21 protein-coding genes are annotated in these 26,466 nt (G+C 64.0%); 17 read left to right on the top strand and 4 right to left on the bottom strand.

Annotated features, from left to right (window positions below):
- Positions 1-306: 306 nt before the first annotated feature.
- From hutU to KI242_RS02145, 17 genes are all read left to right on the top strand, one after another.
- A complete protein-coding gene (gene hutU, locus KI242_RS02065; RefSeq protein ID WP_011058776.1) occupies positions 307-1,989 on the top strand; it encodes a urocanate hydratase in 1,683 nt (560 codons plus the stop codon).
- 129 nt (positions 1,990-2,118) lie between these two features.
- The gene (locus tag KI242_RS02070; protein ID WP_212805874.1) at positions 2,119-3,588 is read left to right on the top strand and encodes a cytosine permease; all 1,470 of its coding nucleotides are present in this window, start codon (positions 2,119-2,121) and stop codon (positions 3,586-3,588) included.
- Positions 3,589-3,663: 75 nt separating this feature from the next.
- On the top strand, positions 3,664-4,629 hold the full coding sequence (locus KI242_RS02075; protein WP_011058778.1) for an ABC transporter substrate-binding protein: 966 nt from the start codon (positions 3,664-3,666) through the stop codon (positions 4,627-4,629).
- 71 nt (positions 4,630-4,700) lie between these two features.
- Positions 4,701-5,552 carry a proline/glycine betaine ABC transporter permease gene (locus KI242_RS02080; RefSeq protein ID WP_011058779.1) on the top strand — a complete coding sequence of 284 codons (852 nt, stop codon included), beginning with the start codon at positions 4,701-4,703 and terminating at the stop codon, positions 5,550-5,552.
- The gene (locus KI242_RS02085) at positions 5,549-6,379 is read left to right on the top strand and encodes a glycine betaine/L-proline ABC transporter ATP-binding protein (protein ID WP_011058780.1); all 831 of its coding nucleotides are present in this window, start codon (positions 5,549-5,551) and stop codon (positions 6,377-6,379) included. Before KI242_RS02080 ends, KI242_RS02085 begins: the two co-directional genes overlap by 4 nt.
- 80 nt (positions 6,380-6,459) lie before the next feature.
- A complete protein-coding gene (hutH, locus tag KI242_RS02090) occupies positions 6,460-7,983 on the top strand; it encodes a histidine ammonia-lyase (protein WP_212805875.1) in 1,524 nt (507 codons plus the stop codon).
- Between the two features lie 117 nt (positions 7,984-8,100).
- Positions 8,101-9,639, top strand: a complete 1,539-nt coding sequence (hutH, locus tag KI242_RS02095; protein WP_019095429.1) for a histidine ammonia-lyase — start codon at positions 8,101-8,103, stop codon at positions 9,637-9,639.
- 156 nt (positions 9,640-9,795) lie between these two features.
- Entirely contained in the window at positions 9,796-11,208 is a 1,413-nt protein-coding gene (locus KI242_RS02100) for an amino acid permease (protein ID WP_015633849.1), read from the top strand.
- A 10-nt stretch (positions 11,209-11,218) separates the two neighbouring features.
- Positions 11,219-12,424 carry an imidazolonepropionase gene (gene hutI / locus KI242_RS02105; RefSeq protein ID WP_123473084.1) on the top strand — a complete coding sequence of 402 codons (1,206 nt, stop codon included), beginning with the start codon at positions 11,219-11,221 and terminating at the stop codon, positions 12,422-12,424.
- A 10-nt stretch (positions 12,425-12,434) separates the two neighbouring features.
- Complete coding sequence (hutG, locus tag KI242_RS02110) at positions 12,435-13,235, top strand: N-formylglutamate deformylase (RefSeq protein ID WP_019095427.1); 801 nt, start codon at positions 12,435-12,437, stop codon at positions 13,233-13,235.
- A 202-nt stretch (positions 13,236-13,437) separates the two neighbouring features.
- The gene (pip, locus tag KI242_RS02115; protein ID WP_011058786.1) at positions 13,438-14,409 is read left to right on the top strand and encodes a prolyl aminopeptidase; all 972 of its coding nucleotides are present in this window, start codon (positions 13,438-13,440) and stop codon (positions 14,407-14,409) included.
- Positions 14,406-14,843, top strand: coding sequence for a D-aminoacyl-tRNA deacylase (gene dtd / locus KI242_RS02120; RefSeq protein ID WP_011058787.1), 438 nt, complete (start codon positions 14,406-14,408; stop codon positions 14,841-14,843). Before pip ends, dtd begins: the two co-directional genes overlap by 4 nt.
- Positions 14,844-15,119: 276 nt before the next feature.
- A complete protein-coding gene (locus KI242_RS02125) occupies positions 15,120-16,952 on the top strand; it encodes a glucan biosynthesis protein G (protein ID WP_011058788.1) in 1,833 nt (610 codons plus the stop codon).
- Positions 16,945-19,515 (top strand): glucans biosynthesis glucosyltransferase MdoH, encoded by a 2,571-nt coding sequence (gene mdoH / locus KI242_RS02130; protein WP_011058789.1) that lies wholly within the window; start codon positions 16,945-16,947, stop codon positions 19,513-19,515. The genes KI242_RS02125 and mdoH overlap by 8 nt, the downstream gene beginning before the upstream one ends.
- 259 nt (positions 19,516-19,774) lie before the next feature.
- A complete protein-coding gene (locus tag KI242_RS02135; protein ID WP_019095754.1) occupies positions 19,775-20,572 on the top strand; it encodes a transporter substrate-binding domain-containing protein in 798 nt (265 codons plus the stop codon).
- A 145-nt stretch (positions 20,573-20,717) separates the two neighbouring features.
- Positions 20,718-21,680 carry an amino acid ABC transporter permease gene (locus KI242_RS02140; RefSeq protein ID WP_011058791.1) on the top strand — a complete coding sequence of 321 codons (963 nt, stop codon included), beginning with the start codon at positions 20,718-20,720 and terminating at the stop codon, positions 21,678-21,680.
- Positions 21,673-22,407, top strand: coding sequence for an amino acid ABC transporter ATP-binding protein (locus tag KI242_RS02145; protein WP_011058792.1), 735 nt, complete (start codon positions 21,673-21,675; stop codon positions 22,405-22,407). The genes KI242_RS02140 and KI242_RS02145 overlap by 8 nt, the downstream gene beginning before the upstream one ends.
- Before the next feature lie 49 nt (positions 22,408-22,456).
- On the opposite strand, the gene KI242_RS02150 is transcribed toward KI242_RS02145, so the two are convergent.
- From KI242_RS02150 to tatB, 4 genes are all read right to left on the bottom strand, one after another.
- Positions 22,457-24,373: a methyl-accepting chemotaxis protein gene (locus KI242_RS02150; protein WP_041115316.1), complete on the bottom strand. Its 1,917-nt coding sequence runs from the start codon at positions 24,371-24,373 to the stop codon at positions 22,457-22,459.
- Between the two features lie 137 nt (positions 24,374-24,510).
- On the bottom strand, positions 24,511-25,218 hold the full coding sequence (locus KI242_RS02155) for a 16S rRNA (uracil(1498)-N(3))-methyltransferase (protein WP_011058794.1): 708 nt from the start codon (positions 25,216-25,218) through the stop codon (positions 24,511-24,513).
- A complete protein-coding gene (gene tatC, locus KI242_RS02160; protein WP_011058795.1) occupies positions 25,215-26,009 on the bottom strand; it encodes a twin-arginine translocase subunit TatC in 795 nt (264 codons plus the stop codon). The genes KI242_RS02155 and tatC overlap by 4 nt, the downstream gene beginning before the upstream one ends.
- Entirely contained in the window at positions 26,006-26,464 is a 459-nt protein-coding gene (gene tatB, locus KI242_RS02165; RefSeq protein ID WP_011058796.1) for a Sec-independent protein translocase protein TatB, read from the bottom strand. Before tatB ends, tatC begins: the two co-directional genes overlap by 4 nt.
- Between the last annotated feature and the right edge of the window lie 2 nt (positions 26,465-26,466).

Consider the following 26,466-nt stretch of genomic DNA (forward strand, 5'->3'; position numbering starts at 1 on the left):
TGCGTGCCTGCGCCGGCGCGCCTGCTGTTTCTTGCGCGCACTCATTTGTTACCGAACGCCCCAGCTCGGCGCAAAAGCCCATCCTGGTAACAGCCGCGCGCGTGGAAAAAAACCTTCGCTGAAAATTTATCTTTGGTTGAAAGCCCCGTTCTACAAGGCCTGCGATGTGTTCGTCAGGTTTATGAGAATGATCTCAAGGGAGTTGGCCGCTTGATTGCATATGCTTGTATGTACAAGTAAATATGTGTGCGTAAGAGTCGATGGAATCCTCTTCGCACCTTGGACTCATCGCCGAGGAGTTTTTCCGTGACCGACAGCAAGCCAACTAAATACCGTAACGTCGAAATCCGTGCTGCACGCGGCAACAAGCTGACCGCCAAGAGCTGGCTGACCGAAGCGCCGCTGCGCATGCTGATGAACAACCTCGACCCGGAAGTTGCCGAGAACCCCAAGGAGCTGGTGGTGTACGGCGGCATCGGCCGCGCGGCGCGCAACTGGGAGTGCTACGACAAGATCGTCGAGGCCCTGACCCATCTGAATGACGACGAAACCCTGCTGGTGCAGTCCGGCAAGCCGGTGGGCGTGTTCAAGACCCACAGCAACGCCCCGCGGGTACTGATCGCCAACTCCAACCTGGTGCCGCACTGGGCCAGCTGGGAACACTTCAACGAACTGGATGCCAAGGGCCTGGCCATGTACGGCCAGATGACCGCCGGCAGCTGGATCTACATCGGCAGCCAGGGCATCGTCCAGGGCACCTATGAAACCTTCGTCGAAGCCGGCCGCCAGCATTACGATTCCAACCTCAAGGGCCGTTGGGTGCTGACTGCGGGTCTGGGCGGCATGGGCGGTGCCCAGCCACTGGCCGCGACCCTGGCCGGAGCCTGCTCGCTGAACATCGAGTGCCAGCAGACCAGCATCGACTTCCGCCTCAAGACCCGCTACGTCGACGAGCAGGCCACCGACCTGGACGACGCCCTGGCGCGGATCAAGAAATACACCGCCGAAGGCCGTGCCATCTCCATTGCCCTGTGCGGCAACGCTGCCGAGATCCTGCCGGAACTGGTACGCCGCGGCGTGCGCCCGGACATGGTCACCGACCAGACCAGCGCCCACGACCCGCTGAACGGCTACCTGCCCAAGGGCTGGACCTGGGAGCAGTACCGTGACCGCGCCCAGACCGAGCCGGCGGCGGTGATCAAGGCGGCCAAGCAGTCCATGGCCGTGCACGTCCAAGCCATGCTGGACTTCCAGAAAATGGGGGTTCCGACCTTCGACTACGGCAACAACATCCGCCAGATGGCCCAGGAAGAGGGCGTGGAAAACGCTTTCGACTTCCCCGGCTTCGTCCCGGCCTATATCCGTCCGCTGTTCTGCCGTGGCATCGGCCCGTTCCGCTGGGCGGCGCTGTCCGGCGACCCGCAGGACATCTACAAGACCGACGCCAAGGTCAAGGAACTGATCCCCGACGACGCCCACCTGCACAACTGGCTGGACATGGCGCGCGAGCGCATCAGCTTCCAGGGCTTGCCGGCACGGATCTGCTGGGTTGGCCTGGGCCTGCGCGCCAAGCTCGGCCTGGCCTTCAACGAAATGGTCCGCAGCGGCGAGCTGTCGGCACCGATCGTCATCGGTCGCGACCACCTGGACTCCGGTTCCGTGGCCAGCCCGAACCGTGAAACCGAATCCATGCAGGACGGTTCCGATGCCGTATCCGACTGGCCGCTGCTCAATGCCCTGTTGAACACCGCCAGTGGCGCGACCTGGGTTTCCCTGCACCACGGCGGCGGCGTCGGCATGGGCTTCTCCCAGCATTCGGGGATGGTGATCGTCTGCGACGGCACCGATGAAGCGGCCGAGCGTATTGCCCGGGTGCTGCACAACGACCCGGCCACCGGGGTGATGCGTCACGCCGATGCCGGCTACCAGATCGCCATCGATTGCGCCAAGGAACAGGGCCTGAATCTGCCGATGATCACCGGCAAGTAACCACCGCTCTCTGTAGGAGCCAGCTTGCTGGCCAAGCATGCACCGCGGTGCATCAGGCACACCGCCTCGCAAGCCCGCTCGCTCCTACAGGGGAAATCGTCTGCAGTGCCCACTAGAGGTTCGACGTCCATGGCTTTAGCGAATGATCGTGCAAGCAACAAACCGTTGATCGAAAGGCGTTCGATCGACTACATCCCGGAAGCGGAAAGACACGGTCGTCTCTTGAGTCAATTCACCCTGTGGTTGGGCGCCAACCTGCAGATCACCGCCATTGTCACCGGCGCCCTGGCAGTGGTCCTGGGCGGTGATGTGTTCTGGTCGCTGATCGGCTTGCTGGTCGGTCAGTTGCTGGGGGGCGGGGTCATGGCCCTGCATGCCGCCCAGGGCCCGCAACTGGGGCTGCCGCAGATGATCTCCAGCCGCGTGCAGTTCGGCGTGTACGGTGCGGTGATTCCCCTGGTGCTGGTGTGCCTGATGTACGTCGGCTTTTCCGCCAGCGGTTCGCTGCTGGCGGGGCAGGCTGTGGCGCAACTGCTGCACGTCGAAGACTGGGCCGGCATCTTGCTGTTCGCCGGCTCGATCATGGTCTTCACCATTTTCGGCTACCGGGTCATCCACGGCATCGGGCGGATCGCCAGCGTGCTTGGCGTGGTGGCCTTCATCTACCTGTTCTACAAGCTGCTGGCAGGCAACGACATCACGGCCCTGCTCGGCAACAAGCATTTTTCCCTGGCCAGCTTCCTGCTGGCGGTATCGCTGTCGGCCTCCTGGCAGATCGCCTTCGGCCCTTATGTGGCGGACTACTCGCGCTACCTGCCGCGCAGCACCTCGGCGGCGAAAACCTTCTGGGCCGTAGGCCTGGGTTCGGTGATCGGGGCCCAGGCCGCGATGGTCTTCGGGGTCTTCGCAGCGGCCCTGGCCGGGTCCCAGTTCGCCCACCACGAGGTGTCGTTCATCGTCAGCCTCGGCGGTACCGGTATCGTCGCCGGCCTGCTGTATTTCGCCGTGGCCTTCGGCAAGGTCACGGTGACCACGCTGAATGCCTACGGCAGCTTCATGTCGATCGCCACGATCATCAGCGGCTTTCGCGGCAGCCGGCATATCGGCAGCGGTGTGCGCCTGTTCTACATCTTCATCATGGTCTCGCTTGCCGCCACCCTGGCACTGTTGGGCAAGGATTCGTTCCTCAAGGATTTCTCCGCCTTCATCCTGTTCCTGCTGGCGTTCTTCACGCCCTGGAGTGCGATCAACCTGGTGGATTTCTACTGCATTACCAAGGAGCGCTATGACATCCCCGCGCTGTCCAATCCGGACGGTCGCTACGGTCGCTGGAATGTCATGGGCATCAGTATCTATGTGTTCGGCGTGCTCATTCAGATGCCGTTCATTTCCACCCACTTCTACACCGGCCCCCTGGTGGCGAGCCTCGGAGATACCGACATCTCCTGGATCATCGGCCTGGTGGTGCCCGCGGCGTTGTACTACGCCTGTGCGAAGAAGTGGCATGGCGCGGTGCCCGAGCACCTGATCCTGCCAGTAGAGCAGGGCGCGCCCACCGAACAAAAAACGAGTGGGACCACCCGCGCTGCAGCGGTATGAGTCTTGATTGGACGTGGACAGGGCTGGATGCCTCTTAACTGCCGTAAGCCAACTCATGATTAGGAGCGTCACACAATGAAAATGCATAAGACCCTGCTGACCACGTTGCTGTCCATGGGCCTGCTGGCCGCTTCCGGCGCCCAGGCCGCGGGCTGGTGCGAGTCGGGCAAGGCGGTGAAGTTCGCCGGCCTGAACTGGGAAAGCGGCATGTTGCTGACCGACGTGCTGCAACTGGTCCTGGAGAAGGGCTACGGCTGCAAGACCGACAGCCTGCCGGGCAACTCCATCACCATGGAAAACGCCCTGGGCAGCAATGACATCCAGATCTTCGCCGAAGAGTGGGTGGGCCGCAGCGAGGTGTGGAACAAGGCCGAGAAGGCCGGCAAGGTGGTGGGCGTCGGCGCGCCGGTGGTGGGTGCTGTCGAAGGCTGGTACGTCCCGCGCTACGTGATCGAAGGCGACGCCAAGCGCAAGCTCGAAGCCAAGGCCCCGGACCTGAAGAACATTGCCGACCTGGGCAAGTACGCCAGCGTGTTCAAGGACCCGGAAGAACCGAGCAAGGGGCGTTTCTACAACTGCCCGGCGGGCTGGACCTGCGAGCTGGACAACAGCGAGATGCTCAAGAGCTACGGCCTGGAAAGCAGCTACACCAACTTCCGCCCGGGCACCGGCCCGGCCCTGGATGCGGCGGTACTGTCGAGCTACAAGCGCGGCGAGCCGATCCTCTTCTACTACTGGTCGCCGACCCCTCTGATGGGCCAGGTGGACCTGGTCAAGCTCGATGAGAAACCTGGCGTCGACAAGAGCGTGAGCATCAAGGTCGGCTTGTCCAGAGTCTTCCACGACGAGGCCCCGGAGCTGGTGGCGGTACTGGAAAAGGTCAACCTGCCGATCGACCTGCTCAACCAGAATCTGGCGCGCATGAGCCGTGAGCGCATCGAGTCGCCGAAACTGGCGAAACTCTTTCTCAAGGAACATCCTGAAGTCTGGCACCCATGGGTCAGTGAAGAGGCCGCCGGGAAAATCGACGCGGCCCTGTAGCCCGGGCTTTTCCGGCGGCTCCAAGGGCCGTCGGGAACCGGACAGCAACCTCCTTTGAGCGAGAGTTTCCTATGTTTCCAGAAAGCTTCACGTTTTCCATCGCCGATTGGGTCAACGGCTGGGTCGACGCCCTGGTGACCCATTATGGCGATGTGTTCCGGCACATTTCCGACACCCTGCTGTGGGCTATCGTCAACCTCGAAGGCCTGCTGCGCATGGCGCCCTGGTGGCTGATGCTGGCGATTGTCGGCGGTATCGCCTGGCACGCCACCCGCAAGCTGCTGACCACCGCGGTGATCGTCGGCCTGCTGTTCCTGGTGGGCGCGGTGGGTCTGTGGGACAAGCTGATGCAGACCCTGGCGCTGATGCTGGTGGCCACCCTGATCTCGGTGCTGATCGGCATCCCCCTGGGGATCCTCTCGGCCCGCAGCAACCGCCTGCGCTCAGTGCTGATGCCGCTCTTGGACATCATGCAGACCATGCCCAGCTTCGTGTACCTGATCCCGGTGCTGATGCTGTTCGGCCTGGGCAAGGTGCCGGCGATCTTCGCTACGGTGATCTACGCCGCGCCGCCCTTGATCCGCCTCACCGACCTGGGGATCCGCCAGGTGGACGGCGAGGTGATGGAGGCGATCAACGCCTTCGGCGCCAACCGCTGGCAGCAGCTGTTCGGTGTGCAACTGCCCCTGGCCCTGCCGAGCATCATGGCCGGGATCAACCAGACCACGATGATGGCCCTGTCGATGGTGGTGATCGCCTCGATGATCGGTGCCCGTGGCCTGGGCGAGGATGTGCTGGTGGGGATCCAGACCCTCAACGTCGGGCGCGGCCTGGAAGCGGGGCTGGCGATCGTGATTCTGGCGGTGGTGATCGACCGCATTACCCAGGCCTACGGTCGTCCGCGCCATGAGGTGAGCAAATGAGCAGCGCTGCCATCAGCAAGATCGAAGTGAGGAACGTCTTCAAGATTTTCGGCAGTCGCCCTGCCGATGCCCTGGCGATGATCCGCCAAGGCAAGGGCAAGGACCAGGTGCTGGCCGAGACCGGCTGTGTGGTCGGGGTCAACGACCTGTCCCTGAGCATTGGCACCGGCGAGATCTTCGTCATCATGGGCCTGTCCGGCTCTGGCAAGTCGACCCTGGTGCGCCACTTCAACCGCCTGATCGACCCCACCAGCGGCGCGATCCTGGTGGACGGCGAGGACATCCTGCAATACGACATGGAGGCCCTGCGCCAGTTTCGCCGGCACAAGATCAGCATGGTGTTCCAGAGCTTCGGCCTGCTGCCCCACCGCAACGTGCAGGACAATGTTGCCTACGGCCTCAAGGTGCGCGGCGAGAGCAAGGCACTGTGTGCCGAGCGTGCCTTGCACTGGATCAACACCGTGGGCCTCAAGGGCTACGAGAACAAGTACCCGCACCAGCTGTCCGGCGGCATGCGCCAGCGGGTCGGCCTGGCCCGGGCCCTGGCGGCGGACACCGACATCATTCTCATGGACGAGGCCTTCAGCGCCCTCGACCCGCTGATCCGCGCAGAAATGCAGGACCAGTTGCTGGAGCTGCAGAAGACGCTGCACAAGACCATCGTCTTCATCACCCATGACCTGGACGAGGCCGTGCGCATCGGCAACCGCATCGCGATCCTCAAGGACGGCCGCCTGATCCAGGTGGGCACGCCCAGGGAGATCCTGCATTCACCGGCGGATGAGTACGTCGATCGTTTCGTCCAGCGTCGTGCCGCGACGGTGTAGTTCAACAGCCCACAAGCCCCGGGCCCGTAGGAGCTGGCTTGCCAGCGAAGAGGCCCCCGGATTTCACCACGAGGTTAACGATGTTCCAGGCTGAAAAGATCGTAATCGCCGACGCCCCCCTGGGTTGGCAGGATGTTGTCGCCGTCGCCCGCCACGGTGCTGAGCTCGAACTCTCGGAGCAGGCCTGGGCGCGGATCGACAATGCCCAGGCCATCGTGCGCAAAGTGGTGGACAGCGGCGAGCGCGCCTATGGCATCAGCACCGGCCTTGGGGCCTTGTGCAATGTGTTGCTGGCCGGCGAGCAGCTCAGCCAGCTGTCGCGCAATACCCTGCTCAGCCATGCCTGCGGAGTTGGCCCGGTGCTGGCCGACGAACAGACCCGGGCGATCATCTGTGCGGCCATCATCAACTACAGCCACGGCAAGTCCGGGATCCACCGGCAGGTGGTCCAGGCGCTGCTGGCGCTGCTCAATCGCGGGATCACCCCGCAGGTGCCGTCGCAGGGTTCGGTGGGCTACCTGACCCACATGGCCCATATCGGCGTGGCGCTGCTCGGCGTCGGTCAGGTCAGCTATCGCGGGCACATCGTCAGCGCCGAGCAGGCCCTGGCCGAGGAAGGGCTGCAAGCGGTGCAACTGGGGGCCAAGGATGGTCTGTGCCTGGTCAACGGCACGCCGTGCATGACCGGCCTCGGTTGCCTGGCCCTGGCCGATGCCAGCCGCCTGTTGCAGTGGGCCGACGTGATCGGCGCCATGAGCTTCGAGGCCCTGCGCGGCCAGATCGCCGCCTTTGATGCCGAGATCATCGCCCTCAAGGCGCACCCCGGCATGCAGGTGGTGGGCAGCAACCTGCGGGCCTTGCTCGACCGCAGCGAGGTGATCGCTTCCAGCAAGGGCATCCGTACCCAGGACGCCCTGAGCATTCGCTCGATTCCCCAGGTGCACGGTGCTGCCCGGGATCAACTGGCCCACGCGGCCAGGCAGGTGGAAACCGAGCTCAATGCCGCCACCGACAATCCGTTGCTGCTGGGCACCCCGGACAACTATCGGGTGGTGTCCCAGGCCAACCCCCACGGCCAGTCGGTGGCCCTGGCGGCGGACGTGCTGGCGATTGCCATGGCCGAGATCGGCTCCATCGCCGAGCGCCGCCTGGACCGCCTGATCAACCCCCATGTCAGTGGCCTGCCGGCGTTCCTGGTGGCCGAGCCCGGGGTCAACTCCGGGATGATGATCGTGCAGTACGTGGCGGCCTCGCTGTGCGCGCAGAACCGCCAGCTGGCACAGCCGGCGGTGCTCGACAACTTCGTCACCTCGGGCCTGCAGGAAGACCACCTGAGCCTGGGCACCAACGCCGCCCTGAAGCTGCTGCAGGTGCTGGAAAACTGCACCCAGATTCTCGCCATCGAGTACCTGCTGGCGGCCCAGGCATTCGAATTTCTCAAGGAGCAGCGCTTCGGCACCGGCACCGGCATTGCCTGGTGCCTGCTGCGCGAGCGGGTTCCGGCCTACGACCAGGACCGCTGGCTGGCCCCGGATATCGCCAGCGTGGCGGCCTTGCTCAAGGACTCGCGATTGCTCAACAAACGCTTTTCCAAGGTGCAATAAAACGGATTTCCCCATCGCCAGCGTGCCAAGGCGCCACCTGCTCAAGCTGCGGGTGGCGACGGACAACGGAAGCTTCCGGAGCGACTGGCTAGTTATTACAAAACTCTCAAAAGGAGCATGAATGTGACTGCGCTAAACCTGATTCCCGGCCAACTGACCCTGGCCCAACTGCGGGCCATCTATCAGCAGCCGCTGACCCTGACCCTGGATGGCAGCGCCTCGGCGCAGATCGACGCCAGCGTCGCCTGTGTCGAGCAGATCCTCGCCGAGAATCGTACTGCCTATGGCATCAACACCGGTTTTGGCCTGCTGGCCTCGACCCGCATTGCCAGCGCCGACCTGGAAAACCTCCAGCGCTCGCTGGTGCTGTCCCACGCCGCCGGTGTTGGCGAGCCTATCAGCGATGACCTGGTACGCCTGATCATGGTGCTCAAGGTCAACAGCCTGAGCCGTGGCTTCTCCGGGATCCGCCGCCAGGTGATCGACGCCTTGATCGCCCTGATCAACGCCGAGGTCTACCCGCACATCCCGCTCAAGGGCTCGGTGGGTGCTTCCGGCGACCTGGCGCCTTTGGCCCACATGTCCCTGGTGCTGCTGGGCGAGGGCAAGGCGCGCTACAAGGGGCAGTGGCTGGAAGCGACAGCGGCCCTGGAAGTGGCCGGCCTCAAGCCGTTGACCCTGGCCGCCAAGGAAGGCCTGGCGCTGCTCAACGGCACCCAGGTTTCCACCGCATACGCCTTGCGCGGTCTGTTCGAGGGCGAAGACCTGTTCGCCGGCGCCCTGGTGTGCGGCGGCCTGACCGTGGAAGCGGTGCTGGGTTCGCGCTCGCCATTCGACCCGCGGATTCACGCCGCTCGTGGTCAGCGCGGGCAGATCGATACCGCCGCGGCCTATCGCGCGTTGCTGGGGGACAGCACCGAGGTATCCGCGTCGCACAAGAACTGCGACAAGGTCCAGGACCCGTATTCCCTGCGTTGCCAGCCACAAGTGATGGGCGCCTGCCTGACCCAGTTGCGCCAGGCTGCCGAAGTGCTGGTGGTGGAAGCCAACGCCGTGTCGGACAACCCGCTGGTGTTCGCCGCCGAAGGTGACGTGATTTCCGGTGGCAACTTCCACGCCGAGCCGGTGGCCATGGCCGCCGACAACATGGCCCTGGCCATCGCCGAGATCGCCTCCCTGAGCGAACGGCGGATCTCGCTGATGATGGACAAGCACATGTCCCAGCTGCCGCCGTTCCTGGTGGCCAATGGCGGGGTCAACTCCGGCTTCATGATCGCCCAGGTCACCGCCGCGGCCCTGGCCAGCGAGAACAAGGCCCTGGCCCACCCGCACTCGGTGGACAGCATCCCTACCTCTGCCAACCAGGAAGACCACGTCTCCATGGCCCCGGCCGCCGGCAAGCGCTTGTGGGAAATGGCCGAGAACACCCGTGGTGTCCTGGCTGTGGAATGGCTGGCGGCCTGCCAGGGGCTGGACCTGCGCGAAGGCCTGAAAACCTCGCCGACCCTGGAAAAGGCCCGTGCCACCTTGCGCGAGAAAGTGGCGTACTACGAGAAGGACCGCTTCTTTGCACCGGACATCAACGCCGCCAGTGAGTTGCTGGCTTCGCGTTGCCTGAACGGGCTGCTGCCAGCCCGGTTGTTGCCGAGCCTGTAATGCACGCCGGGCCGCCAGGCAGCTTCGCGCTCGGCGTGGAGCTGCGGCCCGTGCTGGTTGGCTTTACCTGCAAGACAGGCGCGGAGCGTCTGCTTCCTCCGCCCCGCACCCCTGCGCGGGGCGGACTTGTCCGATAACAATAAAAGGGACGATGACATGCAATCGCAAGACAGTGGACTACGCCGAGGGCTGACAGCCCGCCATATACGCTTCATGGCCTTGGGGTCGGCCATCGGTACAGGATTGTTCTACGGTTCGGCCTCGGCCATCCAGATGGCCGGGCCCGCCGTGTTGCTGGCCTACCTGATCGGTGGCGCGGCGGTTTTCATGGTGATGCGCGCCCTCGGGGAGATGGCCGTGCACAACCCGGTGTCCGGTTCGTTCGGGCATTACGCCAGCCAGTACCTGGGGCCGTTGCCGGGCTTCATCCTGGGGTGGACCTACGCCTTCGAGATGTTGATCGTGTGCCTGGCGGACGTGACTGCCTTTGGCATCTACATGGGCTTCTGGTTTCCCGAAGTGGCGCGCTGGATCTGGGTGCTGGGCATCGTGCTGTTCATCGGTGGCCTGAACCTGTGCAACGTCAAGGTGTTCGGCGAGATGGAGTTCTGGCTGTCGCTGCTCAAGGTCGGGGCGATCGTCGCGATGATCCTGGGGGGCTTGGGCATCATGCTCTTCGGTATCAGCAGCGCCGCGCAGGACCAGGCCACTGGCGCCGCCAACCTCTGGGCCCACGGAGGCTTCATGCCCAATGGCATCAGTGGGGTGATCGCCTCGTTTGCCGTGGTGATGTTTGCCTTTGGCGGCATCGAGATCATCGGGGTCACTGCGGGCGAGGCCCAGGACCCGAAGCGGGTCATTCCCAAGGCGATCAATGCCGTGCCGCTGCGTATCCTGCTGTTCTACGTGCTGACCCTGTTCGTGCTGATGTCGATTTTCCCCTGGCCGCAGATCGGTACCCAGGGCAGCCCGTTCGTGCAGATCTTTGACAGCCTGGGCATCAGCTCGGCCGCCACTATCCTCAATATCGTGGTGATTTCGGCGGCGGTATCGGCCATCAACAGCGACATCTTCGGCGCCGGCCGGATGATGTATGGCCTGGCCCGGCAAGGGCAGGCGCCCAAGGGCTTTGCCCAGGTGTCCAAGCACGGGGTGCCGTGGATGACCGTGGTGGTGATGGCCGTGACTCTGTTGATCGGGGTGGTGCTGAACTACCTGATCCCGGAAAACATCTTCCTGCTGATCGCTTCCCTGGCCACGTTCGCCACGGTCTGGGTGTGGCTGATGATTCTCCTGACTCACGTGGCCATGCGCCGTTCGATGACCGCCGAGCAGGTGGCCCAGTTGCAGTTCAAGGTGCCATTCTGGCCTTGGGCCCCGGCGGCGGCCATTGCCTTCATGCTGTTCATCTTCGGCGTGCTGGGCTATTTCCCGAAAACCCAGGGAGCGCTGATCGTCGGCGTAGTGTGGATCGCTCTACTGATCGTGGCCTATATGCTGTGGGTCAAGCCCATGGCGGGGCAGGCCCAGGCGATCATGAGCGACGCTCCTTTACCTACTGACCATTAATGGAGGTTGGATGAAAACTCTTTGGCAACACTGCAACGTCGCCAGCATGGCCTCGGGTGTTTACTCGATCATCGAGGATGCGGCCATGGTGACGTCAGGGGCGCACATCGAGTGGATCGGCCGGCGCTCGGAGGCGCCGGCCGGCGACTACGCCCAGGTCAATGACCTGGCTGGAGCCTGGGTAACCCCGGGCTTTATCGATTGCCACACCCACACGGTATTTGGCGGCAACCGCAGTGGTGAGTTCGAGCAGCGCCTGCAAGGGGTGAGCTATGCCGAGATCGCCGCTGCCGGCGGTGGTATCGCCAGTACCGTACGGGCTACTCGGGCCGCCACCGAGGAGGAACTGTTCGGCAGCGCCCGCAAGCGTCTGCTGAGCCTGTTGCGCGATGGCGTGACCAGCGTCGAGATCAAGTCCGGCTACGGCCTGGACCTGGCCAGCGAGCGCAAGATCCTGCGGGTGATCCGTCGCCTGGGCGAAGAGTTGCCGGTCAGCGTGCGCAGCACCTGCCTGGCGGCCCACGCCCTGCCGCCGGAATACGCCGAGCGCAGCGATGCCTACATCGAGCATCTCTGCAGCGAGATGCTCCCGGCCCTGGCGGCCGAGGGGCTGGTGGACGCGGTGGATGCCTTCTGTGAATACCTGGCGTTCTCCCCGGAGCAGGTGGAGCGGGTGTTCATTGCCGCGCAACAGCTCGGCCTGCCGGTCAAGCTGCACGCCGAGCAACTGTCGTCGCTGCATGGTTCGAGCCTGGCGGCCCGCTACCATGCGCTGTCCGCCGATCACCTGGAGTTCATGACCGAGGAGGATGCAATAGCCATGGCGGCGTCCGGGACCGTGGCGGTGTTGCTGCCGGGGGCCTTCTATTTCCTCCGGGAAACCCAGCTGCCGCCAATGGAAGCCCTGCGCAAGCACGGGGTGAAGATCGCCGTGGCCAGCGACCTCAATCCCGGTACGTCACCGGCGTTGTCGCTGCGGCTGATGCTGAACATGGCCTGTACCTGTTTCCGTATGACCCCCGAGGAGGCCCTGGCCGGGGTTACCCTGCATGCGGCCCAGGCCCTGGGCATGGAAAAGACCCATGGTTCGCTGGAGGTGGGCAAGGTGGCGGACTTCGTCGCCTGGCAGATCGATCGTCCTGCCGACCTGGCCTACTGGCTGGGCGGCGATCTGGAAAAGCGCGTCGTGCGACACGGCGTTGAAGTGACTGTGTAGGAGAAGGGTTGTGGATAAGGTTCTGAATTTCAAACAAGGCCGGGTGCCGCTGCTGATCAGCATGCCCCACGCCGGTACGCGCCTGACCCCGGCGGTGGCGGCCGGGCTGGTGCCCCAGGCGCAGAGCCTGCCGGACACCGACTGGCACATTCCACGGCTGTACCAGTTCGCCCAGGAGCTGGGGGCCAGTACCCTGGCGGCCGAATATTCGCGTTTTGTCATCGACCTGAACCGCCCGTCCGATGACAAGCCCCTGTACGTGGGGGCCACCACTGGCCTGTACCCGGCCACCCTGTTCGACGGCGAGCCCTTGTTCGTCGAAGGTCAGGCGCCGTCCAGTGAGGAGCGCGAGCAGTACCTGCACGAGGTGTGGGGGCCTTACCACCGCACCCTCCAGGAAGAGCTGGCGCGGCTCAAGGCCGAATTCGGCTATGCCCTGCTGTTCGATGCCCACTCCATCCGCTCGCTGATCCCGCACCTGTTCGAAGGCAAGCTGCCGGACTTCAACCTCGGCACTTTCAATGGCGCCAGCTGCGATCCGCAACTGGCCAGCCGGCTGGAGGCGATCTGCGCCGGCCACGGCGGCTACACCCATGTGCTCAACGGGCGCTTCAAGGGTGGGCATATCACCCGCCACTACGGCAACCCGGCCGAGCATATCCATGCCGTGCAACTGGAACTGGCACAGAGCGCCTACATGGAAGAGTTCGAACCGTTCCGCTATCGCGAGGACCTGGCAGCACCGACCCAGGTGGTGCTCAAGGAATTGCTCCAGGGGCTGCTGGCCTGGGGGCAGGAACGTTACGCCTGACAGCAAGCGCTCCTACAGCGGGTACACGCCTTTGTGTAGGAGCGCGCTTGCTCGCGAAGCGCCTTCGACCCCCGCGCAAAACCTGCAAACAACCCTGTTTTCTCCAAGGACATGCTCATTGCGTAATTCGGGTTTATGATGCCGGACGGCAGAATAAATGTAGTCCCCGCCAGGGATGAACCCGACCTCCACGGAGCGCGTAATGCAGACTTTGTACCCGCAGATCAAACCCTATGCCCGGCACGATCTGGCCGTCGACGAGCCGCACGTGCTGTATGTCGACGAAAGTGGTTCACCGGAAGGTTTGCCGGTGGTGTTCATTCATGGCGGGCCGGGGGCGGGCTGCGATGGGGCCAGCCGCTGCTACTTCGACCCGAATCTGTACCGCATCGTCACGTTCGACCAGCGCGGTTGCGGGCGTTCCACCCCCCACGCCAGCCTGGAAAACAACACCACCTGGGACCTGGTGGCGGACCTTGAGCGCATTCGCCAGCACCTGGGCATCGACAAGTGGGTGCTGTTTGGCGGCTCCTGGGGTTCGACCCTGGCCCTGGCCTATGCCCAGACCCACCCGGAGCGCGTGCTCGGCCTGATCGTGCGGGGCATCTTCCTTGCCCGGCCCCAGGAAATCCAGTGGTACTACCAGTGTGGCGCCAGCCGCCTGTTCCCCGACTACTGGCAGGACTATGTGGCGCCGATTCCCCTGGAAGAGCGGCATGACCTGGTCAGCGCCTTCCACAAGCGCCTGACCGGCACCGACCAGATCGCCCAGATGCATGCGGCCAAGGCCTGGTCGGGCTGGGAAGGGCGCACCGCGACCCTGCGCCCCAACCCGTTGGTGGTGGACCGTTTCTCCGAGCCGCAGCGGGCGCTGTCGATTGCCCGGATCGAATGCCATTACTTCACCAACAACGCCTTCCTCGAACCTGACCAGCTGATCCGTGACATGGGCAAGATCGCCCATCTGCCCGGGGTCATCGTCCATGGCCGCTACGATGTGATCTGCCCGCTGGACAACGCCTGGGAGCTGCATCAGGCCTGGCCCAACAGCGAGCTGCAGGTGATCCGCGACGCTGGCCACGCCGCCTCCGAGCCGGGCATCACCGATGCTCTGGTACGCGCCACCGACCAGATGGCGCGCCGTCTGCTCGACCTGCCGCCCGAAGAAGCATGAAGGGCCTGTTGCAGCGCGTGCGTGGCGCGCGGGTGGAAGTCGCCGGGGACATAGTCGGCGCGGTGGACCAGGGATTGCTGGTACTGGTGGCGGTGGAGCCCGAGGACACCCGGGCCAGTGCCGACAAACTCCTGCATAAGCTGCTTAACTATCGGGTGTTCAGTGATGCCGAGGGCAAGATGAACCTGTCCCTGGCGGATGTGCAGGGCGGCTTGCTGTTGGTGTCGCAATTCACCCTGGCGGCGGACACCAAGAGCGGGCTGCGCCCGAGCTTTTCCACAGCCGCGCCGCCGGCCCTTGGCGAAGAGCTTTTTGACTACCTGGTAGTGAAGGCGCAACAGTTGCATGGCAAAGTGGCATCAGGGCGTTTTGGCGCGGACATGCAGGTGCACCTGGTCAATGATGGCCCGGTAACCTTCCTGTTACAGACCTGAAAACGCCTGAAACAGCTTTTTCCACCGATTTGGGCCGGAAACTGCTGTTTTTCGCGATAAATACTTTGTTACCCCTGATGCGTTGTAACGCGGGCTACTAGATAATCGCGCGCTACGGGGATCAGCGTTCGTTGGTCCATTTTGACTTAAGTAGAGACTTGTCCACGGCCGTTTGGGGAATCATTTAGCCCCATCGGAGTCGGAACAATGCTCGCCAACCTGGCATATAGATAGCTGGCCGTTGGTTTTTTGATCTGTTTTCGGCGAGGGTTGCTCGTGATTGTTAGTCCCTGTAATGCACCAAACTTGTTTGCCAAACGGTTACGAAACGCACTGGTGACGGGCTCTGCGCTGGTCTGCCTGCTCGGCGCCGGTCAACTCATGGCATTCAATCTGGATGATGTATCGGTCAAGGCCAAGGACCTGGCCGGGCAGAAGTACGAGGCCCCGCGCAGTAACCTGCCGAACGAGTTCCGTGAGATGAAGTTCGCGGATTACCAAAAAATCCGCTTCCTCACCGAAAAAGCCGAATGGGCCGACCAGAAGACCCCGTTCAAGCTGTCGTTCTACCACCAGGGCATGCACTTCGACACGCCGGTGAAGATCAACGAGATCAGCGCCAACACCGTTACCGAGATCAAGTACGACCCGAACCGTTTCGATTTCGGCGACGTGAAGTTCGATCCCAAGGCCACCGAGAAGCTCGGCTACGCCGGTTTCCGCGTGCTGTACCCGATCAACAAGGCTGACAAGCAAGACGAGATCATGACCATGCTCGGCGCGAGCTATTTCCGCGTCGTTGGCAAGGGCCATACCTATGGCCTGTCCGCCCGGGGCCTGGCAATCGACACCGCCCTGCCATCCGGCGAGGAATTCCCGCGTTTCAGCGAGTTCTGGATCCAGCAGCCCAAGGCTACCGACAAGCACCTGGTGATCTACGCCCTGCTGGATTCGCCACGGGCCACCGGCGCCTATCGCCTGACCCTGCGGCCGGGCGCCGACACCATTGTCGACGTCAAGGCCCGGGTGTTCCTGCGTGACAAGGTCGGCAAGCTGGGCCTGGCCCCGCTGACCAGCATGTACCTGTTCGGCGCCAACCAGCCGTCGAAGGTCCTCAACTACCGTCGCGAACTGCATGACTCCAGCGGCCTGTCGATCCACGCCGGCAATGGCGAATGGATCTGGCGCCCGCTGAACAACCCGAAACATCTGGCCGTGAGCAACTTCTCGGTGGAGAACCCGCGTGGTTTCGGCCTGCTCCAGCGTGGCCGCGACTTCAGCCACTATGAAGACCTCGACGACCGCTACGACAAGCGCCCAAGCGCCTGGATCGAGCCCAAGGGCGACTGGGGCAAGGGCACCGTCGACCTGGTAGAGATCCCGACCGCGGACGAAACCAACGACAACATCGTGGCGTTCTGGAACCCGGAAAAGCAGCCTGAGCCAGGCCAGCCGCTGGATTTCGCCTATCGCCTGCACTGGACCATCGACGAAGCCGCCCTGCATTCCCCTGACAGCGCCTGGGTACAGCAAACCCTGCGCTCCACCGGTGACGTCAAGCAGTCCAACCTGATCCGTCAGCCCGACGGCAGCGTGGCCTACCTGGTGGACTTCGAAGGCCCGTCCCTGGCGGCATTGCCGGAAAACGCCGACGTTCGTAGCCAGGTCAGCGTGGGTGACAACGCCGAGCTGGTGGAAAACAGCGTTCGCTACAACCCGGAAACCAAGGGCTGGCGCCTGACCCTGCGGATGAAGATCAAGGACGCGAGCAAGTCCACCGAGATGCGTGCCGCTCTGGTCCGCGACATTGCGCAGCCCGAGCCGGCCAAGGCCTCGACGCCGAACTCCAACTCCTCCATCGCCAAGGCCGACAAGATCGCCGCCAAGCAGCAGGAGAAGAAAGAGAAGGAAGCCGCAGCGGCAGCCGCCAAGCAGGCGCAAGCCCAGCCGGGCAAAGAGGCTAAAGACGCCAAGAACGCCAAGGACAAGGACCACAAAGACGCCAAGCAGCCTGCTGCTGCGGACGCGGCCCCAGCCACACCGGAACCGGTTAAAACGGAGCAAGTCCTGACCGAGACCTGGAGCTATCAGTTGCCTGCCGATGAGTAACTCTCAACTACAGCCAGAGTCTCTTGCCGAGTACCTGGCGCATTTGCCGATGTCGGACCAGCAGCGCGCGGAACTCGCGGGCTGCCAGTCCTTCAGCGAATTGCACCAACGCCTGTCGTCCAGCACCTTCGATGGCCCCACCGATGCCGCCCAGGCCTCGGTGGGCCAGCGCCTGACCCTGAGCACCGCCGCTGAGCTGGAAGAAGCGGAAATGCTCGCGGTGGACGCCGAGGGCCGGGTCTGCCTCAAGGCCACGCCACCGATCCGCCGCACCAAGGTGGTCCCGGAGCCGTGGCGCACCAATATCCTGGTGCGCGGCTGGCGGCGCCTGACCGGGCGTACCAACCCGCCAGCGCCGAAGAAGGACGAACGGGTACTGCCGGCCGCTCGCTGGCGTACCGTCGGTTCTATCCGCCGCTACATCCTGCTGGTGCTGATGCTCGGCCAGACCATCGTCGCCGGCTGGTACATGAAAGGCATCATGCCGTACCAGGGCTGGTCCTTCGTCGACCTGGAAGAGGTCATGCACCAGCCGCTGATGCAGACCGCCCAGCAAGTGCTGCCCTATGCCCTGCAGACCAGCATCCTGATTCTGTTCGGGATCCTGTTCTGCTGGGTCTCGGCAGGTTTCTGGACCGCCCTGATGGGCTTCCTGGAACTGCTGACCGGCCACGACAAGTACCGCATCTCCGGGGCCAGCGCCGGCAACGAGCCGATTCCCAAGGATGCGCGCACCGCACTGGTGATGCCGATCTGCAACGAAGACGTGCCCCGGGTGTTTGCCGGCCTGCGCGCAACCTTCGAGTCGGTGGCGGCCACCGGTGACCTGGACCGTTTCGACTTCTTCGTCCTCAGCGACAGCAACGACAGCGATATCTGCGTGGCCGAGCAGCAGGCCTGGCTGGATGTCTGCCGCGAAGCCAAGGGCTTCGGCAAGATCTTCTATCGCCGCCGTCGCCGCCGAGTGAAACGCAAGAGCGGCAACCTCGACGACTTCTGCCGTCGCTGGGGCGGTGACTACAAGTACATGGTCGTGCTCGACGCTGACAGCGTGATGAGCGGCGAATGCCTGACCAGCCTGGTACGCCTGATGGAAGCCACGCCGGACGCGGGGATCATCCAGACCGCGCCACGGGCCTCGGGCATGGACACCCTGTATGCGCGCATGCAGCAGTTCGCCACCCGGGTCTACGGCCCGCTGTTCACCGCCGGCCTGCACTTCTGGCAGTTGGGGGAATCCCACTACTGGGGGCACAACGCGATCATCCGCATGCAGCCGTTCATCGAGCACTGTGCCCTGGCGCCGTTGCCGGGCAAGGGTGCCTTCGCCGGTGCGATCCTCTCCCACGACTTCGTCGAAGCAGCGCTGATGCGCCGTGCCGGCTGGGGCGTGTGGATTGCCTACGACCTGCCGGGCAGCTACGAAGAGCTGCCGCCGAACCTGCTGGACGAACTCAAGCGTGACCGGCGCTGGTGCCACGGCAACCTGATGAACTTCCGCCTGTTCCTGGTCAAGGGCATGCACCCGGTGCACCGCGCGGTGTTCCTCACCGGGGTGATGTCCTACCTGTCGGCGCCGCTGTGGTTCTTCTTCCTGGTGCTGTCCACGGCCCTGCTGGCGGTCAACACCCTGATGGAGCCGCAGTACTTCCTCGAGCCGCGGCAGCTGTATCCGCTGTGGCCGCAGTGGCATCCGGACAAGGCCATCGCGCTGTTCTCCACCACCATCGTGCTGCTGTTCCTGCCCAAGCTCTTGAGCATCATCCTGATCTGGGCCAAGGGGGCGAAAGAGTTCGGTGGCAAGTTCAAGGTGACCCTGTCGATGCTCCTGGAGATGCTGTTCTCCATGCTGCTGGCGCCGGTGCGGATGATTTTCCACACCCGTTTCGTACTGGCCGCATTCCTGGGCTGGGCCGCGACCTGGAACTCGCCACAGCGTGACGACGACTCCACGCCGTGGAGTGAAGCGGTCAAGCGCCACGGTCCGCAGACCCTGCTGGGCTTCTGCTGGGCGCTGCTGGTGATCTGGTTGAACCCGAGCTTCCTCTGGTGGCTGGTACCGATCGTCGGTTCGTTGATGCTGTCGATCCCGGTGTCGGTGATCTCCAGCCGCGTGGGCCTGGGCCTGAAGTCCCGTGACGAAAGCCTGTTCCTGATCCCCGAGGAATACGCTCCGCCACAGGCGCTGCTGGCAACCGACCAGTACACCCATGAAAACCGCTGGCATGCGCTCAACGACGGCTTTGTCCGGGCCGTGGTGGATCCGCAGCAGAACGCCCTGGCCTGTGCCCTGGCGACCTCGCGCCACACCCAGGCCGAGCCCATCGAGTGGCTGCGCCAGGAGCGTGTACGGCATGCCCTGAAAGTCGGCCCGGCGGCCCTGAACAACAGCGAGCGGCTGGCGCTGTTGAGCGACCCGGTAGCCCTGGGGCGCCTGCACGAGCAGGTCTGGAGCGAGGGGCACAGCGAATGGCTGAGCGCCTGGCGCCAGTCGGTGGATGCCGATCCCCATGCACCGCTGCTGCCGTTGCAGCCGTTGAACGCGGCGCCGCAACCGGCCTGAAGCCAACGCCCTTGAGCTCTTGCTCAAGGGCGTTTTGCTTTATGGCGCCAATGGCCGCCTACGCCTTGCCGGAGGCTGTGGCAGCGGCTACCGGTCGCTCCCCCTGAAACAACAAAAATCCTTGTGCAAATGGCCGAGTGCGTTAGCATCGCACCCGCAAATTTCTGCGCGCAATCGACAACGGCCTGCCATTCGAAGCACTCAAGCAGATGACCGCCGTGCGCAGACACCACAATAAAATGGCTTCAGGGGACTTGAGATGAAGAAGTATCTTTCGCTGCTGCTGGCGGGTGCCGCAGCCCTGCTGGCGGTCAACACGGCCCAGGCCGGCGCAATCGACGACGCGGTCAAGCGCGGCACGCTGAAAGTCGGCATGGACCCGACCTACATGCCGTTCGAGATGACCAACAAGCGTGGCGAAATCATCGGTTTCGAAGTCGACCTGCTCAAGGCCATGGCCAAGTCCATGGGGGTCAAGCTGGAGATGGTTTCCACTGGCTACGACGGTATCATCCCGGCCCTGCTGACCGACAAGTTCGACATGATCGGCAGCGGCATGACCCTGACCCAGGAACGCAACCTGCGCCTGAACTTCAGCGAACCCTTCATCGTGGTCGGCCAGACCCTGCTGATCCGCAAGGACCTGGAAGGCACCATCAAGTCCTACAAGGACCTGAACAGCGCCGACTACCGCATCACCTCCAAGCTGGGCACCACCGGTGAGATGGTCGCCAAGAAGCTGATCGCCAAGGCCAAGTACCACGGCTACGACAACGAGCAGGAAGCGGTGCTGGACGTGGTCAACGGCAAGGCCGACGCCTTCATCTACGACGCTCCGTACAACGTGGTGGCCGTCAACAAAGTGGGCAATGGCAAGCTGGTCTTCCTCGACAAGCCGTTCACCTACGAGCCCCTGGCCTTCGGTTTGAAGAAGGGCGATTACGACAGCATCAACTTCATCAACAACTTCCTGCACCAGATCCACGAAGACGGCACCTACGATCGCATCCATGACAAGTGGTTCAAGAGCACCGAGTGGCTCAAGGACATGGAATAGGTGTCAGGCAACTGACTTGTGGTTGATCGCGAGCAAGCTCGCTCCTACAGGGCGCATAGCGTTTTTGTAAGAGCGAGCCTGCTCGCGACGATGCCCACCCGGGCTCTGCCGAACCTCCCCGCTGCAAACCGCTGGAACCTGCAAAGTGAACAAACACAAGAAAGCCCAATGGCCCTGGCACGTGCTGACCGTGCTGGTGCTGATCGGTCTGGCTGGCGCGCTGTACTACGCCACCTCGTTGATGTCCTACGAGTGGCGCTGGAACCGTGTCCCCCAGTACTTCGCCTATCAGGCCGAAGAGTCCCAGCGGGCGGCGGAAATCTCCACCGTCGCCGAGGTGGTGCGCCAGGGCGGCAAGGCACAAGTCACGCTGCGCGGTGACTCGGGTGCCGAGCAGCATCTGAGCGTCGATGAAAGCAGCTTGCAGGTGGCTAGCGGCGATGACGTTGCCGAAGGCGATGTCATCGGCGTGACCCGGCACTGGGCCGCGGGCCCGCTGTTGTGGGGCCTGTGGACCACCTTGTGGCTGTCGGTGGTGTCCGGCGTGCTGGGGCTGCTGATCGGCCTGGGTACCGGCCTGTGCCGGTTGTCCAGCAACCCGACCCTGCGCGACCTGTCGACGATCTATGTCGAACTGGTGCGGGGCACGCCGCTGCTGGTGCAGATCTTCATCTTCTATTTCTTTATTGGCACGGTGCTCAATCTGTCCCGGGAGTTCGCCGGGATCGCCGCGCTGTCGCTGTTTACCGGGGCCTATGTGGCGGAAATCGTTCGCGCCGGGGTGCAGTCCATCGCCCGCGGGCAGAACGAAGCCGCTCGCTCCCTGGGGCTCAGCGCCGGCCAGTCGATGCGCCATGTGGTGCTGCCCCAGGCCTTCAAGCGGGTGCTGCCGCCGCTGGCCGGGCAGTTCATCAGCCTGGTCAAGGACACCTCCCTGGTGTCGGTGATCGCCATTACCGAACTGCTCAAAAGCGGCCGGGAAGTCATCACCACGTCGTTCTCGCCATTCGAGATCCTGTTCTGCGTGGCAGGCCTGTATTTGTTGATCAACCTGCCGCTGTCGAAGATGGCCAGCCGGCTTGAGCGGAGGCTCGCGCAAAGTGATTGAAGTCCGCGATCTGGTAAAAGTCTTCGACACCCGCGGCCAGGTGGTGCGCGCGGTGGATAACGTCACCACCCAGGTGGCCAAGGGCGAGGTGCTGGTGGTGATCGGCCCGTCCGGCTCCGGCAAGTCGACCTTCCTGCGTTGCCTCAATGGCCTTGAAGAGTTCGATTCCGGCTCGGTGAGCATCGACGGCCTGCAACTGGCCGACCCGAGGACCGATGTGAACGCCTACCGCCGGGAAGTCGGCATGGTGTTCCAGCACTTCAACCTGTTCCCGCACATGACCGTGCTGGAAAACCTCTGCCTGGCGCAGAAGGTGGTACGCAAGCGCGGCAAGCAGGAGCGCGAGGCCAAGGCCCTGGCGTTGCTGGAAAAGGTCGGGATCGCCCAGAAGGCCCACGAGTTTCCTTCGCGGCTTTCCGGTGGCCAGCAGCAGCGTGTGGCCATCGCCCGGGCCCTGGCCATGGAACCCAAGGTGATGCTGTTCGACGAGCCGACCTCGGCCCTGGACCCGGAAATGGTCGGCGAGGTGCTGGATGTGATGAAGACCCTGGCCCTGGAAGGCATGACCATGGTCTGCGTGACCCACGAAATGGGCTTTGCCCGGGAAGTGGCGGATCGGGTGCTGTTCTTCGATCACGGCAAACTACTGGAAGACGCGGCGCCGCAGGTGTTCTTCGACGCGCCGCAAGACCCGCGGGCCCAGGCTTTCCTGCGCCAGGTGCTGTAAGGCCGGCTCCTGCATTTCCCGGTAGGAGCCGGCTTGCCGGCGAAGCGGCTCAGACCCGGAAACGCCCCACCAGGCTTTGCAGGTGAATCCCCAGCCGCGCCAGCTCGGCGCTGGACGCGGCGGTTTCCTCGCTGGCCGATGACGTCTGTTCAGACACATCCCGCACATTCAACACGCTGCGGTTGATCTCTTCCGCCACCGCGCTCTGCTGCTCTGCTGCCGCGGCGATCTGCTGGTTCATCGCCTGGATCGCCGACACGGTACGGGTGATGTTTTCCAGGGAACCACCAGCCCGGCGTGTCAGCTCGACACTGCTGTCGGTCAGGCTGCGGCTGGTATCCAGGGTGCTGGCCACCTGCTGGGTGCCGCTTTGCAGGCCAACGATGAGTTCAGCGATTTCTTCGGTGGATTGCTGGGTACGTTGCGCCAGGCTGCGTACTTCATCCGCCACCACGGCAAAACCCCGCCCGGCTTCACCGGCCCGGGCGGCCTCGATGGCGGCGTTCAGGGCCAGCAGGTTGGTCTGCTGGGCCACCGACTTGATCACATCCAGGACGCTGCCGATCTTGTCGCTTTCCTGCTTGAGATGGCCCATGGCCTCGGTGGAATGGCCCACCTCGCTGGCCAGGCGCTCGATCTGGGCGATGGCTTCGTTCACCACCCGGTCACCCTCGCGGGCCTGCTGGTCGGCCGCCACAGCGGCCTCGGAGGCCTCCTCGGCGTTGCGCGCCACTTCCTGCACGGTGGCGGCCATTTCGTTCATGGCCGTGGCCACCTGGTCGGTCTCGACTTTCTGGCTGTTGACCCCGGCGCTGGTCTGCTCGGTCACCGCGGACAGTTGCTCGGCGGCGCTGGCGATTTGGGTCACCCCGTCGCTGATGCCGCCGATCAGTTCCCGCAGGCTCACCGTCATGCGCTGCATGGCTTTCTGCAGTTGGCCCAGTTCGTCGCGGCGCTCCACGGCGAGGTTCTGGCTCAGGTCCCCGGAAGCCACGCGCTCGGCGGCCTTGAGGGTCTGCTGCAGCGGCTGGGTGATCTGCCGGGTGATGGCCCAGGCGGCGATCAGGCCGAACAGCATGGCCAGCAAGGTGGCGATCAGCAGGGTGCTCTTGGCCTGCGCGGCGTCGCTGTCACGCTTGGTGGTCTGGGCCACGGTCAGCTGCTTGCTCAGGTCCATCAGCCGGTCGCCCTGGGCGGCCATGCGCTTGAGCGCAGCCGCGCTGGCTTCTTCGGCGTCGCTGTAGGCGCTGACGGCCATCCGGTAGGCCTTCAGCGAGTCGCTGGCCTGTTGCAGGTTGGCAACGTGCTGCTCGGGCAGGCGCGAAGGCAGGCTGGTGAGGTTGTTCAGGGCGTTGTCGATGGCGTCCAGCGCCGGCTGCTTGGCCTCGGGCTTGGCGCTGTAGGTGTAGCCGCGTACCTGGAAGCGTGCCTGCTGGATCAGCTTGGACAGGTCGATCACGCTATTGAACTGCGCCACGCTGTCGCCTTGCAGCAGTGAGTTTTCAACCTCCGCGACCCGGGCCACGGCATTGTCCGCGGTGGCGCCAAGCTGGGACCTCGCAGCCTCGCGGTTGGCGGTGGCGCGAGTCATGTCGGCAAAGGCTTTCTGGTATTCGGCCACGGCGTCCAGTTGCTGGTCGACCATGGTGATGCTTTCCGGTTGCTGCAGTTGCGCGCGAGCGTCCTGCAGGCCGTCGTTGAGTTGCTTGAGGAAGTCGTTGACCGCTGCCGGGCCGTGTTCACCGCGGCTCATCTCGTAGTTGAGGCGGGCGATGCGCAGGTCCTTGGTCAGGGCGTAGATAACGGAAATATTGCCCAGTTTGTCGCCCCGGTCGATCACCCGGCTCAGGCCGGTCCAGCCGGTGGCGGTGATCAGCAGGGTCAGGAGCAGTACCAGGCCGAAGCCGATACCCAGCTTGAGGCTGACGCTTACGTTTCCCAGGTTTCTGGCTAGCCAACGGTACATTCTGCGAACTCCCTTTTAGCAATGTGCGCTTAACCATAGGCTATCGGCGGGAGTGGGGGATTCTGTAGCTTGACTGGCTAGTTGCCATTACGACCGTGAGGTCCGGCTGGCCACTTGGCCAGCACGCACATGGGGGCTCAGAACAGGCGCGAAAGCAGGGCGGTGACCGCGGTTTCGACCCGCAGGATGCGTTCGCCCAGTTGCACCGGTTGCAGGCCGGCCTTGCCCAGAAGATCGATCTCGTAGGGAATCCAGCCGCCCTCCGGGCCAATGGCCAGGGTGACGGCCTGGTCCAGCCCGCGAGGGCAGGGCGGATATGGGCCAGGGTGGCCCACCAGCCCCAGGGTGCCAGCGCTGAGGGCCGGCAGGCGGTCTTCGACGAAGGGCTTGAAGCGTTTTTCGATCAGGACGTCGGGCAGCACGGTGTCACGGGCCTGTTCCAGGCCGAGCACCAGGTGTTCGCGAATCGTTTCGGGTTCCAGGAACGGGGTCTGCCAGAAGCTCTTTTCTACCCGGTAGCTGTTCACCAGCACCAGCCGCGGCACGCCCATGGTCGCTATGGTCTGGAACACCCGGCGAAGCATTTTCGGGCGCGGCAGGGCCAGCACCAGGGTCAATGGCAGCTTGGCCGGTGGCGGCTGATCGAGGGTCACTTGCAGTTCGGCTTCAGCAGGCTCCAGGCGCAGTACCTGGGCACTGCCCATCAAGCCGCCAATGCGCCCGACCCGCAGGCTGTCGCCGACCGCCACCCGATGCACGTCCTGCATGTGGGTCAGGCGTCGGTCGCGCAGCACTACCCGGTCGGCCGCAATGAAATCGGCCTCTTCCAGAAGCAGCAGGTTCACGCTTGGGTCGCTGGCGGCTGGTCGTTGTGGTCGTCGGCCGGTTCATCGTCCGGGTGCTCGCCACGTTTGCTGATCAGCCCGCCGAACAGCACGCCGATCTCGAACAGCAGCCACATGGGCACGGCCAGCAGGGTCTGGGAGAAAATGTCCGGCGGGGTGAGGATCATGCCCACCACGAAGCAGCCGATGATCACGTAAGGGCGGATCTTGCGCAGGTACGCCACGTTGACCACGCCTATCCACACCAGCAGGACCACGGCCACCGGGATCTCGAAGGCCACGCCGAAGGCGAAGAACAGGGTCATGACGAAATCGAGGTAGCTGGTGATATCGGTCATCATCTCCACGCCGGCCGGGGTGGCGGCGGCGAAGAACTTGAAGATCAGCGGGAACACCAGGAAGTAGGCGAACGCCATGCCGATGTAGAACAGCAGGATGCTCGACACCAGCAAGGGCACGGCAATGCGCTTTTCATGCTTGTACAGGCCGGGTGCGATAAAGCCCCAGATCTGGTGCAGGATCACCGGGATCGCCAGGAACAGCGAGACCATCATGGTCAGCTTCAGCGGCGTCAGGAACGGCGAGGCGACGTCGGTGGCGATCATCGTCGCGCCGACCGGCAGGTACTGGCGCAGCGGCGTGGAGACGATGGTGTAGATCTGCTGGGTGAAGGCGAACAGCCCGGCGAAGATGATGAAGATCGCCGCTACGCAGCGCAGCAGGCGGGTGCGCAGCTCGGTGAGGTGCGACACCAGCGGCATGTGTTGGTCGTTCTCTGGGATATCGCTCATGGTGCTCGCGGCGGCAAGGTGGAGTCGTGGGGGGCCGTGGTGGCGGGTGTTGCCACTGGGGCTGCGGGCTCTGCGGTCGGTGCCGGTGCTGGTGTCGATGGCAGAGGCGCGGGCACTTCGCTGGCTGGCGGCGCTTCGGCGACCGTAGCGGCGCCTGGCGCGTGAATCGTCTGCTCGGCCACAGGCTCTACCGGAGTCGGTTGCTGCTGGGTCGGGGCGAGGATTTTCCGCGCTTCCTGCTCCAGGGACAGAATGTGCTCGTTGTGCAGTTGCCGGCGGATCTCGTCGGCACCGATTTCACGTTCAACTTCCTGTTTTATCGCGTTGAAGCTGCGCTTGAGGCGCCCGACCCACAGGCCGGCGGTGCGCGCAGCGCCGGGCAGGCGCTCGGGGCCGAGCACCAGCAGGGCCACCAGGCCCACCAGCAGCAGTTCAGAGAAGCTGATACCAAACATTA

This window comes from Pseudomonas sp. Eqa60, from assembly GCF_018326405.1.
Taxonomy (GTDB): Bacteria; Pseudomonadota; Gammaproteobacteria; order Pseudomonadales; family Pseudomonadaceae; genus Aquipseudomonas; species Aquipseudomonas protegens.

Bases quoted from the DNA above. Each gene is read 5' to 3' on its own strand.
- KI242_RS02135 (WP_019095754.1), top strand. From the start codon at position 19,775: ATGAAGAAGTATCTTTCGCTGCTGCTGGCGGGTGCCGCAGCCCTGCTG.
- hutH (WP_212805875.1), top strand. From the start codon at position 6,460: ATGTTCCAGGCTGAAAAGATCGTAATCGCCGACGCCCCCCTGGGTTGG.
- KI242_RS02100 (WP_015633849.1), top strand. From the start codon at position 9,796: ATGCAATCGCAAGACAGTGGACTACGCCGAGGGCTGACAGCCCGCCAT.
- hutI (WP_123473084.1), top strand. From the start codon at position 11,219: ATGAAAACTCTTTGGCAACACTGCAACGTCGCCAGCATGGCCTCGGGT.
- KI242_RS02085 (WP_011058780.1), top strand. From the start codon at position 5,549: ATGAGCAGCGCTGCCATCAGCAAGATCGAAGTGAGGAACGTCTTCAAG.
- mdoH (WP_011058789.1), top strand. From the start codon at position 16,945: ATGAGTAACTCTCAACTACAGCCAGAGTCTCTTGCCGAGTACCTGGCG.
- KI242_RS02080 (WP_011058779.1), top strand. From the start codon at position 4,701: ATGTTTCCAGAAAGCTTCACGTTTTCCATCGCCGATTGGGTCAACGGC.
- KI242_RS02075 (WP_011058778.1), top strand. From the start codon at position 3,664: ATGAAAATGCATAAGACCCTGCTGACCACGTTGCTGTCCATGGGCCTG.
- tatB (WP_011058796.1), bottom strand. From the start codon at position 26,464: ATGTTTGGTATCAGCTTCTCTGAACTGCTGCTGGTGGGCCTGGTGGCC.
- KI242_RS02150 (WP_041115316.1), bottom strand. From the start codon at position 24,373: ATGTACCGTTGGCTAGCCAGAAACCTGGGAAACGTAAGCGTCAGCCTC.
- hutH (WP_019095429.1), top strand. From the start codon at position 8,101: ATGAATGTGACTGCGCTAAACCTGATTCCCGGCCAACTGACCCTGGCC.
- tatC (WP_011058795.1), bottom strand. From the start codon at position 26,009: ATGAGCGATATCCCAGAGAACGACCAACACATGCCGCTGGTGTCGCAC.
- KI242_RS02070 (WP_212805874.1), top strand. From the start codon at position 2,119: ATGGCTTTAGCGAATGATCGTGCAAGCAACAAACCGTTGATCGAAAGG.
- pip (WP_011058786.1), top strand. From the start codon at position 13,438: ATGCAGACTTTGTACCCGCAGATCAAACCCTATGCCCGGCACGATCTG.
- dtd (WP_011058787.1), top strand. From the start codon at position 14,406: ATGAAGGGCCTGTTGCAGCGCGTGCGTGGCGCGCGGGTGGAAGTCGCC.